Here is a 14,224-nt window from a genome sequence, read left to right on the forward strand (position 1 = left end):
AAGCCGCCACAGGGAAGGGGCCCGGCACCGGCGGTGAACCGGTGCCGGGCCCTTTCGGGCGGGTGAGCGACAGGACACCGGCGGTGGGACCCTCGCCGACGAGTGGCCGTGGGCGAGCTCAGCCGCAGGAGAACTTGGTGATCGAGCTGAACCGGTTGTCCCATTCGGGGAAGCGTGACGGCAGGTTGGTCTGTGTACCGGCGAAGACCGTCCAGCATTCGCCGCTGTAGTCGTACCCGTCGTACAGGGCGAATGCCTCGCTGTTGCGGTTCCAGTACGACGAGGTCCGGTTGTCCATCGACTGGCCCCGCAGGTCGGGGGAGCCGGACGCGAACCAAGCCATCGTGCCGGTCCCGTCGACCCCGTCGAAGATGCAGAAGTATCCGTTGGGACAACGGCTCCAGCCGGCCGCGGGAGCCGCCTGCGCGGTCTGGGCGGAGGCCGTGGCCAGTGTCAGAACGAGGGCGGCGGCAGAGCCCAGCGTCGCGAGTGTCCTGCGCATGTGGTTCCTCCGATGAGCGGTTGCGTCTTTCCGGCGATGGACAGGCGTCATCACGGCGTGCAACCCACCCCGCCGGCGTACTTCGAGCTGCTGATGAACCAGGTGGGCCCCAAGGTGTAGGTCGAGTGGGCGGCCACGCACTGGAAGCTCTGGCTGACGCCCAGGGCCCACGTCTCGATCAGGTGGCTGTAGTCGGCGCAGTTGACCCACTCAGCCCAGCCGTCGACGTTGTCGTTGTAACCGCAGACCACGGCGGGGGCTGCGGCTGTCCGCTCCGCGGGCCGGGCCTGGGCCGCGGAGGCGCTGCTGGGGGCGACGGTGAGTGCAGCGGCTCCGAGCGCGACCACCATGGCCGTGCGGGCCGCAGCCCTTTTGATCTGCCGGCAGGTGGCGTCGAAGGCGAGGCCCCAGCGCGTCCGTGGGCGAATAGCAGGCTGCTGCACGTTTTTCCTCCTGGTAGCCGAACCGATCGGGCCGGGCCGGTGGCCTGCCTCCCCCGGCGGGGCGAGGTCGCCGCAGGGTGCCGGCGTGGACCCGGTCCGCAGCCAGTCGAGCAGCCCGGGACATTGACCGGTAGCGAGGCTCCGAAAGAAAACAAAGGGAAGTGTTGTCCGGCATCGGGGCCGGTCGACGGACAACGGGAACGGCCAGGTGAGAACGCTGCGGCCGACCCCTGCGCGCGAGCGGGCGTGGCACGGCCGAAGGGGCGACCGTCTCGCGACGGTTCGGGGCGATAACCGCCGCATCGCGCGGCTCGGCCGACGACGGGTAGGACATGGCCCGTCCGGACCGACCCCGCGCGCTCTGGCCGCCCGCGTGCGCCCTTCCCTGATGAGCGTCCTCACGCGCCATTTCGAGGACGCAGCCTCCACGTGCTCGGACGAGGACGGGTTGACGCGGCGCCAGGCCGGGGGATCCCGGCGCCTGCCCTGGATACCCTCCTTCTCACCTGGGGTAGGGAGTCCGGTATGCACGCGAGTCCCGACGACGAAGCCACCGCGCACCTGCTCGTGGTGGCCGCCTTCCACGACGCTGCCGCCAAAGCCGGCGAGCAGGACGACGTCTCCATCGGCGAGTTCTCCCGGGCCGTCCTCGCCCGCTTCGACGAGATGGGCGAGCTGCAGGGCAGGCTCTACGACGTCGTCCGCAGCTACGCCGCCAAGTACGCCACGTTCGAGGAGCAGGCCGCGCTTGAGCGGTGGATCGCGGAGAAGACCAGCCGCTGACGCGTCGTCTTACCGGAACTCGACGTCCACGGCGAGCACCTCAAGGACATTTGAGCGACGCTGGGGCCGACCCGTCCCCCGGACAGCCTGACCCCAACAGCTCAAACGTTCACGGTCAGAGCACTAGTAGGACTCCGTTAGGTCGCTGCGCGGTGTCTGGTCCGGGTGTGGGGCAGGGGCTGGTGACAGGTGGCACAGGTGCCGCTCCAGCAGTTCAGCAGGTCTTGGAGGGCGTCGAGGGTCTGGTAGAGGGTGAGTCCGGTGTGTCGGCTTTTGGGGACAATCGCTGCTCGGTGAGGCTCGCAGTCCTGCTCCCAGTCCTTGGGCAGGAACAGCCGCCAGCCCAAAGGGGGCGGACGCGGCATCGGTGACGGCGTGCACGCTCACCGCGACCTGGCAGTTCGCCTGCTTGCCCAGCGCTCCGCAGTACTGATGCGCCACGCCCACCGACATCCGGCCGTCCTTGGGAAAGGACACATCGTCGATCACCCAGGCATCGGGGCCGATCAGTGGCACCATCCGCTCAGCGATCCGCTGCCGTACCGGCTGCGGATCCCACGGCGACCGGTTCACGAACTGCTGCAGATTCTGCTCCTCGCCGTCCGGCAACCGGCCTGCCATAGCAGCGATCGACTTGCGCCGGCCGTCCAGCATCAGCCCCCGCAGGTAACAGTCACCTTTGGCGCGCTGGTCCCGCCGAGGAACGGATGCGAACACATCCGCCACGAACCGGGCTAACTCCGCCCGCACGTCCTCCACTTGCCGCATGTCCATACCCACACCGCGCCCCAGACCGGACACAAGGCGCAAACACACCTAACGGAGTCCTACTAGCTGCTCGTCGGCCGGCCGTTCGCCGGTGCCTCGGCCCGCCAGCCGAGAAGGATCGCGCGGAGCGCCTGTTCGGCGAGGCGGCGAGCGCGATCGTTGCCCACGTTGCCGAGGTGACTGAGCGACGCGATGCCGTACAGCGTGCCCCAGAGGATCTCGCAAGCCTGGTCCGGATCGGCCAGGACCACGTCGTGTGCGGCCGACCAGGTGGTGAGCAACTCCTTGAGGACGTCGATGGCCGGTTCCGCGACGCGCCGACGTTCGTCCGCGTCGACCACCGGGTCGTTCATGACCTGGTAGAGGTGGGGGTGCTCGCCGGCGAACCGGACGTACTCTGACGCGATGCGCATCATGCGCCGGTCCGTGTCCGGCTCCTGTGCGGCCTGGCGGAACTCGGTCAGCATCAGGCGGTGGCCGTGGGCGACCAGCTCCAGCACGAGCGCGTCCTTGTTGGCGAAGTGCTGGTAGACGACGGGTGCGGAATATTCGACGTCGGTGGCGATGCGCCGGATCGTCAGGGCCGCGACGCCCTCGGTCTCGAGGACGTGCAGCGCGGCCTCGATGATCCGCTCCCGGGTGTTCGCCCGTTCGCGGGCTCGTCTCGTGCTGGTCGGCATGGTCCGTCACTTCGCTTCGATGGTGTCCTCGAACACTAGTCACCGCCCTTGACCGCGCCGAAAACACATCCCATAGTTAACGTCGTTAAGAAATCTAACGACGTTAGGAACGTGGGACGGGTCATGATTCACCACATCAACCGGGTCACGATGAAGGCCACCGCGACGCCCGAGCAGATCGAGACGGCGCTGGAGAGCTGGCGCGACCAGGGCCGGTCGAACCCCGCCATCAAGTCCTTCCTCGTCGGCCGCGACCACGGCGGCGACTACACGTACAGCGCGGTCTTCGTCGTCGAGGACCTCGACGGGCTCTTCGCCTACCTGACGCACCCGACCACCTACCAGACCGACCACCTGGGACTGAACCTGGTCGAACGGCTGGAGATCTTCGACGTCAGTGACGACGACGACCCCGACCTGAACGCCAAGATCCAGGAACTGCACCGGCGCCGCAACGAGCTCAACCCGCAGATCGCCGGAATGCTCGCCGACGTGCCCACCTACATCGGTTCCGGCGTGGACGCCTGACCGAGATCCCGGAGAAGGAGAAACCGTCATGGGCAAGCACGTCGTCATCGGCGCCGGTTCCATCGGTACCAACGTCGCCCGTCTGCTCGCCGAGCGCGGTCAGAGCGTCCGGATCGTCACCCGCAGCGGCTCCGGCCCCGAGCACCGGCTGATCGACCGGGTCGCCGCGGACGCGTCCGACCCGTCCCGCCTGACCGAGCTGTCCCGCGGCGCGGAAGTGATCTACCACTGCGCCAATCCGCCGTCGTACACGATGTGGGAACGCCTGTTGCCGCCCCTGCAGACGGCGGCCATCGCCGCCGCCGAGGCGAACGACGCCGTCCTCGCGCTGACCGGCAGCCTTTACGCCTACGGCCCGCAGCCCGGTGGCCGGATGAACGAACACACCCCCATGGCCGCCGTCGGGCACAAGGGCCGTCTGCGCAGACGCATGTGGGAACAGGCCCTCGCCGCGGGCATCCGCACCGTCGAGGTCCGCGGCGCCGATTACATCGGCAAGGACGCCAACGGCATCTACTCCCTGCTCATCGAGCCGGCCCTGAGGAAGGGGAGCGCGGCCTGGATCCCCGGCCACCTGGACATGCCTCACACGTTCACCTTCAACGGCGACATGGCACAGGCCCTCGTCACGCTGGCCACGGAAGAACGCGCGTGGGGCCGGCCCTGGCACGTTCCGTCCCCGCCGGCCGTCACCATCCGCGAGCTGGCGCGGCGCTACGCCGTCGCGGCGGGCCGGCCACCGATCAAACTGATCCAGATACCGCGCTTCGTGTTGCGTACGGCCGGCCTGATGGTGCCGATCGCCCGCGAGATGGCCGAGATGGACTACCAGTGGTACGCGCCGTTCCACATGGACGCGACGGAGACGGCCGACACCTTTCGCCTGACCGCCACCGACCTCGACACCGCCGTCCGCGACGAGGTCGGCTGAACTCCCACCGCCACACCGGCAGGCCAACGGCATGGCCGCCGACGTCGTGAACGTTCGCGGTCACGGCACCCTAGAGAGCGAGACCGGTGAGCACCAGCACGCGCTCGTAGGTGTAGTCCTCCATCGCGAACTTCACGCCCTCGCGGCCCACGCCGGACTGCTTGGCGCCGCCGTACGGCATGTGGTCGGCGCGGTAGGACGGGACGTCGCCGACGACCACACCGCCGACCTCCAGGACGCGGTGGGCACGGAAGGCGACTTGGAGGTCGTGGGTGAACACGCCCGCCTGGAGGCCGTACTTGGACGCGTTGACGGCGGCGAACGCCTCGGCCTCACCGTCCACCTTCTGCACCGTGAGGACGGGTCCGAAGACCTCCTCGCAGGAGATCGTCACATCGGCGGGTACGTCGGTGAGCACGGTCGGCGCGTAGGAGGCGCCGTCGCGGTCACCACCGGTGAGGAGGGTGGCGCCGGCCTCGACCGCCTCCTTCACCCACGACTCCACGCGCTTGGCGGCGTCCTCGCTGACCAGCGGGCCGACATCGGTCTTGTCGTCGGCCGGGTCACCGGTGCCCTGGGCCTCCACGGCGGCGACGATGCGCGGCAGCAGCCGGTCGTACACGGAGGCGTCGGCGATCACCCGCTGCACGGAGATGCAGGACTGGCCGCCCTGGTAGTTGGAGAAGGTGGCGATGCGGGTCGCGGCCCAGTCGAGGTCGGCGTCGGAGGCGTAGTCGCCGAGGACGACCGCGGCGCCGTTGCCGCCGAGCTCCAGGGTGCAGTGCTTGCGCGGCACCGAGTCCATGATCGCGTAGCCGACCTTCTCGGACCCGGTGAAGGAGATCACCGGCAGGCGCTCGTCCTGGACGAGAGCGGGCATGCGGTCGTTGGAGACCGGGAGGATGCTCCAGGAGCCGGCCGGGAGGTCGGTCTCCGCGAGCAGGTCGCCGATGATCAGCCCGGAGAGGGGGGTGGCCGGGGCCGGCTTCAGGATGATCGGCGCGCCTGCGGCGATGGCCGGGGCCACCTTGTGGGCGCACAGGTTCAGCGGGAAGTTGAACGGCGCGATGCCGAGGACGACGCCCTTGGGGAAGCGGCGGGTCAGCGCGAGGCGGCCCTGGCCGCCGGCGTCGGTGTCGAGGCGCTGCGCCTCGCCGCCGTTGAAGCGGCGGGCCTCCTCGGCGGCGAACCGGAACACGGAGACCGCGCGGCCGACCTCGCCGCGGGCCCACTTGATCGGCTTGCCGTTCTCGGCGGAGATCAGCTGGGCGATCTCCTCCGTGCGCTCGGCGAGGCGCTTGCTGACGTGGTCGAGGGCGGCGGCGCGGACGTGGGCCGGGGTGGCGGCGAAGTCCTCGAGGACGGCGTGGGCTGCGGCCACGGCCTCCTCCACCTGGGCGTCCGTCGGCACGCTGACCTTGCCGACCAGTCGGCCGTCCCACGGGGAGGTGACGTCGAAGGTGTCCTCGCCGGTGACCTGGCGGCCGGCGAGCCAGAAGGCGGTGGTGGAAGTCATGTGGGGTTCCGGCCCTTCCGTGGTGCGGGTGTACTTGCGTTCGGGTCCACGGTAGGGCGGGGGCGGCGGGATCGGACTTGTCCGAGTCGTAGTGGTGGGGGTTGGCGGTACGCCGGATCGGCGCGGTAGGGCCCGCGGGCAGGTGAGGTTCGTGATCGGCCCATCGCCCTACGAGCCGGGGAGTTGTGTCGCGGAGCGGGCGAGGCGAATGAGACCGGCCCGTATCCGTTGTTCCCCGAGTTCCGGCAGGAGAGCGGCCACATGTTCGGCGGCCAGGCCGGCGAGCAGGGCGTGGGCGGTGTGTTCGGGGTCGGGGGTGGCGCCCAGCAGGATCGCTGTGTGGCGGTGCCAGAACCGGTAGGCCCCGATCCGGTACCGGGCGCCGACCGACGCGGTCTCCGAGGTGCGGATGAGCGTCAGGTTCTCCAGCAGATAGTCGAAGTAGGCACTGATGAACGCGGTGAGCCGCTCCTCGGCAGCGGCTCCGGGGCCGAGCGGTGGCGGTCCGTACAGGACGGCCTCCTGCAGCACGCGTTCCCGGGCGTCCAGGAGTGCCGCGGCCAGCCCGGACTTGTCGCCGAACCGACGGTACAGGGTGCCCTTGCCGACCCCGGCCGCTGCGGCCACCTGGTCCATGGAGACGGCTTCGACCCCGTGCTCGGCGAACAGCCTGGCAGCCGCGTCCAGCACAGCGGCCCGGTTGCGCGCCGAGCGCGCTTGCTCCTTCGGGGGCGGAGTGCGGAGCAGTTCCAACAGCGTTGCAGAATCGGACTGCAGTCCGTTATCGTCGTGAGTCACGAACGGACTATAGTCCGATATCTGAGAGGTAGTGGCATGACCGCACTCATCACACGAGAAGAGCTGAAGGCGGCGATCGACGCGGGCGGCGTGACCGTCGTCGACGCGCTGGGCGGCGAGTACTACGCCAAGCAGCACCTGCCCGGCGCGCTCCCGCTGGTCCTGGCCGACGTCGACGCCCAGGCGTCCGCGCTGCTCCCCGACCGCGACGCCGCGATCGTCACCTACTGCTCCAACCCGGCGTGCCCCAACAGCGGACAGGTCGCCGACCGGCTCACCGCTCTCGGCTACACCGACGTCCGCAAGTACCGGGAAGGCATCCAGGACTGGGTGGATGCCGGTCTCCCCACCGAATCCGCCTGACATCCCCGCGGGGGAGGGCAAGGCGAGGAACCCTGCCTTCCCCCGGCTCGGCTACTCCGTCGACGTCGCCTTCAACGCCAGCCAGAGCTCCATCCGGACGTCCGGGTCGTCCAGGGAGCGGCCGAGGATCTCCTCGACGCGCCGCATCCGGTAGCGCAGCGTGTGGCGGTGGACCCCCAGGTCCGCCGCCGCCGCGTCCCACTGGCCGTGACGGGAGAGCCAGGCCCGGAGGGAGGCGACCAGGTCGCCGCGGCCGGTGGCGTCGTGTTCGTGCAACGCCCGCAGCAACCCGTCCGCGAACGCCTTCACCGCGTCGTCGGCCAGCAGCGGCAGCACGGATCCCGCCGCCAGCTGCTCGTGCTCCACCATCACGCGGCCCCGCCGCCGCGCGACGGACAGTGCCTGCTCGGCCTGCTTGTAGGCGGCCGCGGCGGCGATCGGGCCGGCCGGCGCCGACAGGCCCGCCACCAGTTCGCCCTCGTCGCCGCCGCCCTGCTCCGGCACGCTCCGCGCCGCCTCCAGCGCCGCCGCGTGCTCCGCGCAGGCGGTCACCGCGGCGCCCCCGTCCGCGGCGAGCACCACCAGGCGCTCCCCCTCGGGCACGACCAGGACGGCCTCGCCGGAGCGGGCCGCGGCGGACTCCACCGTCTCCGCCAGCGCGCCCAGCGGGTCCGCGCCGGCGTCGGTGGCGAGCGACGCGGCGACGATCACCCGGAACGGCGCGTCGAGGAGTCCGCCGTACAGGTCGCCGGCGACGGCCCTGGCGTGGTCCGGCTGGCCGGCGAGCAGCATCCGCAGCACGGCCGCTCCGACGCGCTGCTCGGCGGCCTGCAGCGACCGGGACCGTTCGGTGGTGAGGGTGAGCAGGGCGATGGCGGAGTGGACGGCGTACCGCTCGGCCGTGCCGAGGGCGGCGGCCGTGCCCACGGCGAGGGCGGCGCGCGGTCGCCGCCCGGTGCCGAGGGTGTGCAGCTCGACCCGGTCGTCGTGGTCGGGGAGGCCGACCACCGACGAGGCGGGCGCGGGCCGGTCCCGCAGCCGTTCCACGTCGGCGGTGAGCCGGGCGGCCCGCCGCCCCGCCCAGTCCGGCGCGGTGGCGACCACGGCGCCCGAGGCGTCGTACAGCGCGGCCCAGCCGTCGACCTGTGCGGCGAGCGCGGCGAGCAGCCCTTCGGGGCCGGTGCTGAGCGCCTGCCTCGTCAGCTCCCGCTGGGCGGCGAACCCGGCGGTCACCGCCCGGTACTGCTCGGCGGCGATGGCCGCGGACACCGCCTTGCTGATGGCGAGGAAGGGGGTGCGGCGGGGCACCTCCAGCAGCGGCAGGCCCTCCCGCTCGGCGGCGTCGACGAGGGCCCCCGGGATCTCGTCGTAGTTGACCCCGACGGCGAAACCGAGCCCGACGACGCCCGCGCCGACCAGCCGCTTCACATAGCGCAGCATCGCCTCGGGGTCCTCGGCGTCCAGCTTCAGCGCGGTGATCAGCAGCAGTTCCCCGCCCTCCATGTAGGGCACGGGGTCGGCGAGTTCGCTGACGTGTGCCCATCGGACGGGCACGTCGAGACGGTCCTCGCCGGCGCGCACGGTGAGCTTGAGCGCGGAGTGGTGGACGAGCGAGGCGAGCGTCGGGGGCATGGGGCCTTCAGGTCTGGGGAGATCAGGTGACCGTTGTGATCATTTGGCCGCCGCGTATGAACGGCCTCTGCCGATTCTGCCTCACTGTACGGTCGCGTGCTGACCCTGTGTCCGCCCTTTTCGAGAGTCCCTAACCTCGCAGATCGACCAGCAGCGGCGGGGCGTGCTCACCCTTGACGTCGGTCAGGGACAGCACCGCGTGGCCCGGGGGCACCTCATGGGCCAGCTGGGAGGCCGACCAGCGCTCCCGCTCCACCTGCTTCACGGTCACGGCGTCCGTGGTCACGGCCTTCCCGGTGACGAGCTTGCGCAGCGCGTGGATGGCCCGGGTCATCGGCTGGTCGGCGAAGACGGTGTGCTTGGCGACCTCCTTGGTCTCCACCCACTCGGTTCCCCAGGCGTGCGCGAACCTGCTGCCGTCCCAGGTGGTCACGCCGGAGAAGGCCATGCGGCAGCCGACGGCGCCCAGCAGCGGGCCGTGCAGCGCCTCGGGCACGTCGGCGATCGTGCGCAGGGCGAGGACGACGCCGGCGTTCAGGGAGCGCAGGCGCTGGATGCGGCGCACCGACTCCCCGGTGATCGTGCCGGTGGCGTCGTCCAGGACCAGGCAGGCGAAGTGCCCGGGCCGGTTCTCCCGTACGACGGTGCTGAACTGGGCGAGGACGAGCCGGGTGAGCAGGCGGGCGGCCTCCTCGTGGCCGCGCTCGGGAAGGTCGATGCGGACGCGCAGCGGATGGTGGGCGACCGCGCGCAGCGAGAAGGGGCGGATCTGGTCGCCCGCACCGAAGAACTCGGCGAAGACGGGCCGGTCCAGCAGCGCGAGCCGGCCGGCGAGAACGGGGCCGACATCGGCCGCGCCCCCGGTCTGCCGCATCCGGGCGTCGAGTTCGCGGCGCATCACGGCGTGCCCGTCACCGCTGAGCGCGTCGCGCAGGGCGGACAGCGCGGCCCGGTCGCCCTCCAGCAGGTCGCGCAGTGCCGGCAGCGGCGGGAAGTGTCCGTGCGCGGCGCGGTACGGGCCGAGCAGCTGGGCGAGCGCGGTGGCGGCGCTCTGCGCGCTGACGGTGTCGAGGTCGCCCGCGAGGGCCTCGGCGAGGAAGCCGGCGGCCTCGTCGGCGTCTTCGGCTCCCGCGTACGGGTCGAGGTCGTGGACGGAAGCCGGGTCGCCGATCCGGACGACGACGTCGAAGGCCGGGTCCGGGCCGGGCGAGGAGGCGGTGGTGCGGACCGCGACCACCGCGCACCGGCCGGTGAGCGCCTGCAGCGCCAGCGCCTCGGTCACCGGTTCGATCACCTGCCGGGTCTTGCCCGCGCCCGGCGGTCCGACCAGCAGGAGGGAGGTGCCGAGGACGTCCGGGCCGACGGCCGCGCCCGCGCCGTGGTAGGCGCGTGGCGTGCGCTCCCCCGGCACGAAACGCCCGATGCGCACCTGGCCGTCGAGCAGATCGTGGCGCGCGGTGCGGTACGGCAGGTCACGGGCCCCGGACGGATGCGTCCAGGCCGCCGCGCCCTCCCGCAGCACGGTCTCCGTGAAGTGGGCCAGCCGGGCCTCCCTCCGGCAGTCCGCGAAGACGCGTTCGATCCGGGCGCAGTCCACGTCGTTCATCCGGCCGCCGGCCACCTCGGCGGTCAGCACGTCGGCCGCCTGGTGCTGCCCGGCGTGGCGCAGCTCGGGCCACTGCGAGCGTGGCAGGTCCGGGGCCGGTGGCGCCGTCGGGTCGGCCGTGGCGCGGCGGCGGGCCGCTAGTTCCCTCCCGTACCCCCACCAGCCGCCGACGCGGGCGAAGGGCCACAGGACCAGCAGGGTGATGAGCGCGTACAGCCCGTCGGTGAGCAGTTGGGAGGTGAACACCTCGTAGCCGCCCGTGATCAGGACGACGAGGGAGAACAGCGGGTCGACGACCGGCAGGGCGTCCCAGCCGGCGCCGAAGGCGTCGGGGAAGACCAGGCTCAGCGCACCGAGCGCGCCGAGGGCGGCGAGCAGGGCCCGCGCGGGTTGCGGGCGGCGGCCGACGACGTGCCGTACGACCTCGGGCCAGCCGCCCAGCCGGGCGACCCCGTAGACGAGGACGGCGAAGAAGACGCCGTCGTAGACCACGGCGGCCTCACGGCCCTGCATCCCCTTGGGGGACGTGGTGCCGGCCCACCACCAGTCGTCCGGTGTGAACAGCCTCAGCAGTGCCCACTGGTAGGGAACGCCGCCGTGACGCCACAGGGACCACAGGAGCAGGGCCACGACCAGGGGGATCAGCAGGCCGACGACCGTGATCCCGGGGAGCCGGTCCGGTGACTGCGCCCCCTTGGGGGGGCGGTACCCGAACCGCCAGATGCCGAGTCCGGTGGCCGGGCGCGGCTCGTCGAGCCATTCGACGACGGCCGACCGCCGGGGGGCCTGCTGCTCGAATCCGTGGGAACCCGTCTGCCGCGGGGGCCGCGCGGGCCGCGGCGGCACCGTGGGGACGTCCTGTGGCCGCGCCGGACGCGGCACGGGATCCGCATGCGTGCCCTGCGCGTCGTGCGTCCCGTCGCTGTCCATCGCCGTTGCCCCCTGACCAGCCGTTCCGTCCACCATCAGCGAGTCAATCTAACGCCCGGCTCTGGGGAGTTCACCGCTTACGCGGCCGAGAGAGCGGACAGACGACTTTCGAGTGCCGGGTCGAGCGTTTCCCGGACCACCATGTCCACCACGGACAACAAGGATTCCCGACCACGCCCCCATGGAGCGTGCCCGCCCCCGGCCACCCGACTTAGCCTGCGAGAAAAGAAGGCAAGAGCCGTCGAGGCAAGTCAAGGCCGCGAAACCACCAGGAGCCCCTCATGAGCGCACTTCCGCAGGAGCGCCGCGTCGTCACCGCCATCCCCGGCCCGAAGTCGCAGGAGCTGCAGGCCCGCCGTACCGCCGCGGTCGCGCAGGGTGTGGGCTCCGTGCTGCCCGTGTTCACCACGCGCGCGGGCGGCGGCATCATCGAGGACGTCGACGGCAACCGTCTGATCGACTTCGGTTCCGGCATCGCGGTGACGAGTGTCGGCGCGTCCGCCGAGGCCGTCGTCCGCCGGGCCACCGCCCAGCTGCAGGACTTCACCCACACCTGTTTCATGGTCACCCCGTACGAGGGCTACGTGGCGGTCGCCGAGGCCCTCGCCGAGCTCACCCCCGGCGACCACGCGAAGAAGTCCGCGCTGTTCAACTCCGGCGCCGAGGCCGTCGAGAACGCCGTCAAGATCGCGCGTGCGTACACCAAGCGCCAGGCGGTCGTCGTGTTCGACCACGGCTACCACGGCCGTACCAACCTGACGATGGCGCTGACCGCGAAGAACATGCCGTACAAGCACGGCTTCGGCCCGTTCGCGCCCGAGGTCTACCGGGTGCCGGTGGCGTACGGCTACCGCTGGCCGACCGGCCCGGAGAACGCCGGCCCGGAGGCCGCTGCGCAGGCCATCGACCAGATCACCAAGCAGGTCGGCCCGGACAACGTGGCGGCGATCATCATCGAGCCGGTGCTCGGCGAGGGCGGCTTCATCGAGCCGGCCAAGGGCTTCCTGCCCGCGATCCGCAAGTTCGCCTCGGACAACGGCATCGTGTTCGTCGCGGACGAGATCCAGTCCGGCTTCTGCCGCACGGGCCAGTGGTTCGCGTGCGAGGACGAGGGCATCGTCCCGGACCTGATCACCACCGCCAAGGGCATCGCGGGCGGTCTGCCGCTCGCCGCCGTCACCGGCCGCGCCGAGATGATGGACGCCGCGCACGCCGGCGGCCTCGGCGGCACCTACGGCGGCAACCCGGTGGCCTGTGCCGGTGCGCTCGGCGCCATCGAGACCATGAAGGAGCTCGACCTCAACGCGAAGGCGAAGAACATCGAGTCGGTCATGAAGTCCCGCCTGACCGCCATGGCCGAGAAGTTCGAGGTCATCGGTGACGTGCGCGGCCGGGGCGCGATGATCGCGATCGAGCTGGTCAAGGACCGTACGACCAAGGAGCCGAACCCCGAGGCGACCGCCGCGCTCGCCAAGGCCTGCCACCAGGAGGGCCTGCTGGTCCTGACCTGTGGCACCTACGGCAACGTGCTGCGTTTCCTGCCGCCGCTGGTCATCGGCGAGGACCTGCTGAACGAGGGTCTCGACATCATCGAGCAGGCGTTCGCGCGCATCTGAGCGACGGGTCCGCACCCGTCACGGACAGCGAGGCCACGGGTACGGCAGGCGGTGTGAAGAACGTGTGCGAGGTGGATGTCGGGACGCGATTCCGTCTGTCCTGACGCCACCCCCTGTCGTAGGTTCTCTTCAGATGAGAGATACACCCCGCCCACAGGGGACTGTGGGCGACATCAGGCCGGGGCCTCCCCAGCTTCGACCTGGTCGTGCCCTCGCGCACACAACCGGTGCCTCCGGCTCCGGATCTCCTCACCGATCGGACGGTCGCTCGCCCCAAACCCCCCGGGGCGCGCGACATTCCGGTCCGGACGGCCGCCCCGGAACCACCCCCCCTGTTCCGGGGCGGCCGACCTCCTTCCTTCTCCTCCTTCTCCTGGGCCTGCCGGCCCTCTTTTTCGTGCTCATCACCTGGCAGATCGTCACCGGCGGCCCGCTGGAGCGTCTCGACGAGCGGCTGAGCGGCACCCTGGTCCACCCGGACGGCACCTCGCAGTTCCTGGCCGATCTCGGCAACACCCAGATCGCCGTGCCGGTGCTGGCGGTGGTGCTGGGCTACGCGGCCTGGCGGGCCCGTGCCACCGGTACGGACCGCTGGTGGCAGCCGTCGGCCGCCGCGGCGGCCCTGATGGCGCTGGTCCCGGCGGTCGTCGTACCGCTGAAGCACTGGACCGCCCGTCCCGGCACCCCCGTCGTACCGCCGGGCGTCGGCTACTACCCGTCCGGTCACACGGCCACGGCGGCGATCGCGTACGGCTCGGCGGCCCTGCTCCTCCTGCCCCGGCTCCGCTCGCCGCTCGGGCGCCGCGCACTCGTCGCCGCCTGTGCCGCCCTCGTGCTCGGCGTCTCCTTCGGCCTGGTCCGGCACGGCTACCACTGGCCACTGGACGTGCTGGCCAGCTGGTGCCTCGCCACGGTGCTGCTCTGCTCGCTGCGGCTCCTCATCGGTCCCCTCCTCCGGTCGGGATCGCCGCCGCCCCGTTCGTCGCAGGCTCCGGCCGAACCGGATCGCTGAACGTGCCCGGCCCGTCCGGTGGCACACATGTCCGAGGGGAGCGGATCCGAGCCCGCCCGGGAGCGCCAGGACGTCTCTGGTTGGGCTGAATCCCCTCGGGCGGCGGGAACTGCGCC

The 14,224-nt window shown here is 71.5% G+C and carries 13 protein-coding genes and 1 pseudogene; 6 read left to right on the plus strand and 8 right to left on the minus strand.

From position 1 onward, the window contains the following. Positions 1–118 precede the first annotated feature (118 nt). Together ACFY0F_RS21215 and ACFY0F_RS21220 are read right to left on the minus strand one after the other, a co-directional pair. A complete protein-coding gene (locus ACFY0F_RS21215; protein ID WP_388796311.1) occupies positions 119–502 on the minus strand; it encodes a peptidase inhibitor family I36 protein in 384 nt (127 codons plus the stop codon). A 50-nt stretch (positions 503–552) separates the two neighbouring features. Then, complete coding sequence (locus tag ACFY0F_RS21220) at positions 553–945, minus strand: hypothetical protein (protein WP_388796314.1); 393 nt, start codon at positions 943–945, stop codon at positions 553–555. A 525-nt stretch (positions 946–1,470) separates the two neighbouring features. On the opposite strand from ACFY0F_RS21220, the gene ACFY0F_RS21225 reads away from it, so the two are divergent. Beyond that, positions 1,471–1,728 (plus strand): hypothetical protein, encoded by a 258-nt coding sequence (locus tag ACFY0F_RS21225; protein WP_388796316.1) that lies wholly within the window; start codon positions 1,471–1,473, stop codon positions 1,726–1,728. A gap of 275 nt (positions 1,729–2,003) precedes the next feature. Here the strand turns inward: ACFY0F_RS21225 and ACFY0F_RS21230 are convergent. Both ACFY0F_RS21230 and ACFY0F_RS21235 read right to left on the minus strand, forming a co-directional pair. Beyond that, a pseudogene (locus tag ACFY0F_RS21230) lies at positions 2,004–2,502 on the minus strand (transposase); the annotation flags it as partial. 56 nt (positions 2,503–2,558) lie between these two features. Then, positions 2,559–3,176: a TetR/AcrR family transcriptional regulator gene (locus ACFY0F_RS21235; RefSeq protein ID WP_388796319.1), complete on the minus strand. Its 618-nt coding sequence runs from the start codon at positions 3,174–3,176 to the stop codon at positions 2,559–2,561. Between the two features lie 123 nt (positions 3,177–3,299). Here ACFY0F_RS21235 and ACFY0F_RS21240 point away from each other — a divergent pair, with 123 nt between their 5' ends. Next, positions 3,300–3,704 carry a Dabb family protein gene (locus ACFY0F_RS21240; RefSeq protein WP_388796322.1) on the plus strand — a complete coding sequence of 135 codons (405 nt, stop codon included), beginning with the start codon at positions 3,300–3,302 and terminating at the stop codon, positions 3,702–3,704. A 28-nt stretch (positions 3,705–3,732) separates the two neighbouring features. Beyond that, positions 3,733–4,635, plus strand: a complete 903-nt coding sequence (locus ACFY0F_RS21245; RefSeq protein ID WP_388796326.1) for an NAD-dependent epimerase/dehydratase family protein — start codon at positions 3,733–3,735, stop codon at positions 4,633–4,635. 70 nt (positions 4,636–4,705) lie between these two features. Here ACFY0F_RS21245 and ACFY0F_RS21250 read toward each other — a convergent pair whose 3' ends face one another. Both ACFY0F_RS21250 and ACFY0F_RS21255 read right to left on the minus strand, forming a co-directional pair. Then, the gene (locus ACFY0F_RS21250; RefSeq protein ID WP_388796329.1) at positions 4,706–6,151 is read right to left on the minus strand and encodes an aldehyde dehydrogenase family protein; all 1,446 of its coding nucleotides are present in this window, start codon (positions 6,149–6,151) and stop codon (positions 4,706–4,708) included. A gap of 168 nt (positions 6,152–6,319) precedes the next feature. Next, the gene (locus tag ACFY0F_RS21255) at positions 6,320–6,949 is read right to left on the minus strand and encodes a TetR/AcrR family transcriptional regulator (RefSeq protein WP_388796332.1); all 630 of its coding nucleotides are present in this window, start codon (positions 6,947–6,949) and stop codon (positions 6,320–6,322) included. Between the two features lie 36 nt (positions 6,950–6,985). On the opposite strand from ACFY0F_RS21255, the gene ACFY0F_RS21260 reads away from it, so the two are divergent. Next, the gene (locus ACFY0F_RS21260; RefSeq protein ID WP_388796335.1) at positions 6,986–7,312 is read left to right on the plus strand and encodes a rhodanese-like domain-containing protein; all 327 of its coding nucleotides are present in this window, start codon (positions 6,986–6,988) and stop codon (positions 7,310–7,312) included. A gap of 51 nt (positions 7,313–7,363) precedes the next feature. Here ACFY0F_RS21260 and ACFY0F_RS21265 read toward each other — a convergent pair whose 3' ends face one another. After that, positions 7,364–8,944, minus strand: coding sequence for a PucR family transcriptional regulator (locus ACFY0F_RS21265; RefSeq protein ID WP_388796338.1), 1,581 nt, complete (start codon positions 8,942–8,944; stop codon positions 7,364–7,366). A gap of 130 nt (positions 8,945–9,074) precedes the next feature. Then, positions 9,075–11,480 (minus strand): ATP/GTP-binding protein, encoded by a 2,406-nt coding sequence (locus ACFY0F_RS21270; protein ID WP_388796341.1) that lies wholly within the window; start codon positions 11,478–11,480, stop codon positions 9,075–9,077. 281 nt (positions 11,481–11,761) lie between these two features. On the opposite strand from ACFY0F_RS21270, the gene gabT reads away from it, so the two are divergent. Then, positions 11,762–13,096 carry a 4-aminobutyrate--2-oxoglutarate transaminase gene (gabT, locus tag ACFY0F_RS21275; protein WP_388796344.1) on the plus strand — a complete coding sequence of 445 codons (1,335 nt, stop codon included), beginning with the start codon at positions 11,762–11,764 and terminating at the stop codon, positions 13,094–13,096. Positions 13,097–13,259: 163 nt separating this feature from the next. After that, positions 13,260–14,108, plus strand: coding sequence for a phosphatase PAP2 family protein (locus ACFY0F_RS21280; RefSeq protein ID WP_388797059.1), 849 nt, complete (start codon positions 13,260–13,262; stop codon positions 14,106–14,108). The last annotated feature ends 116 nt before the right edge of the window (positions 14,109–14,224 follow it).

The organism is Streptomyces sp. NPDC001544 (assembly GCF_042894285.1).
Lineage (GTDB): Bacteria > Actinomycetota > Actinomycetes > Streptomycetales > Streptomycetaceae > Streptomyces.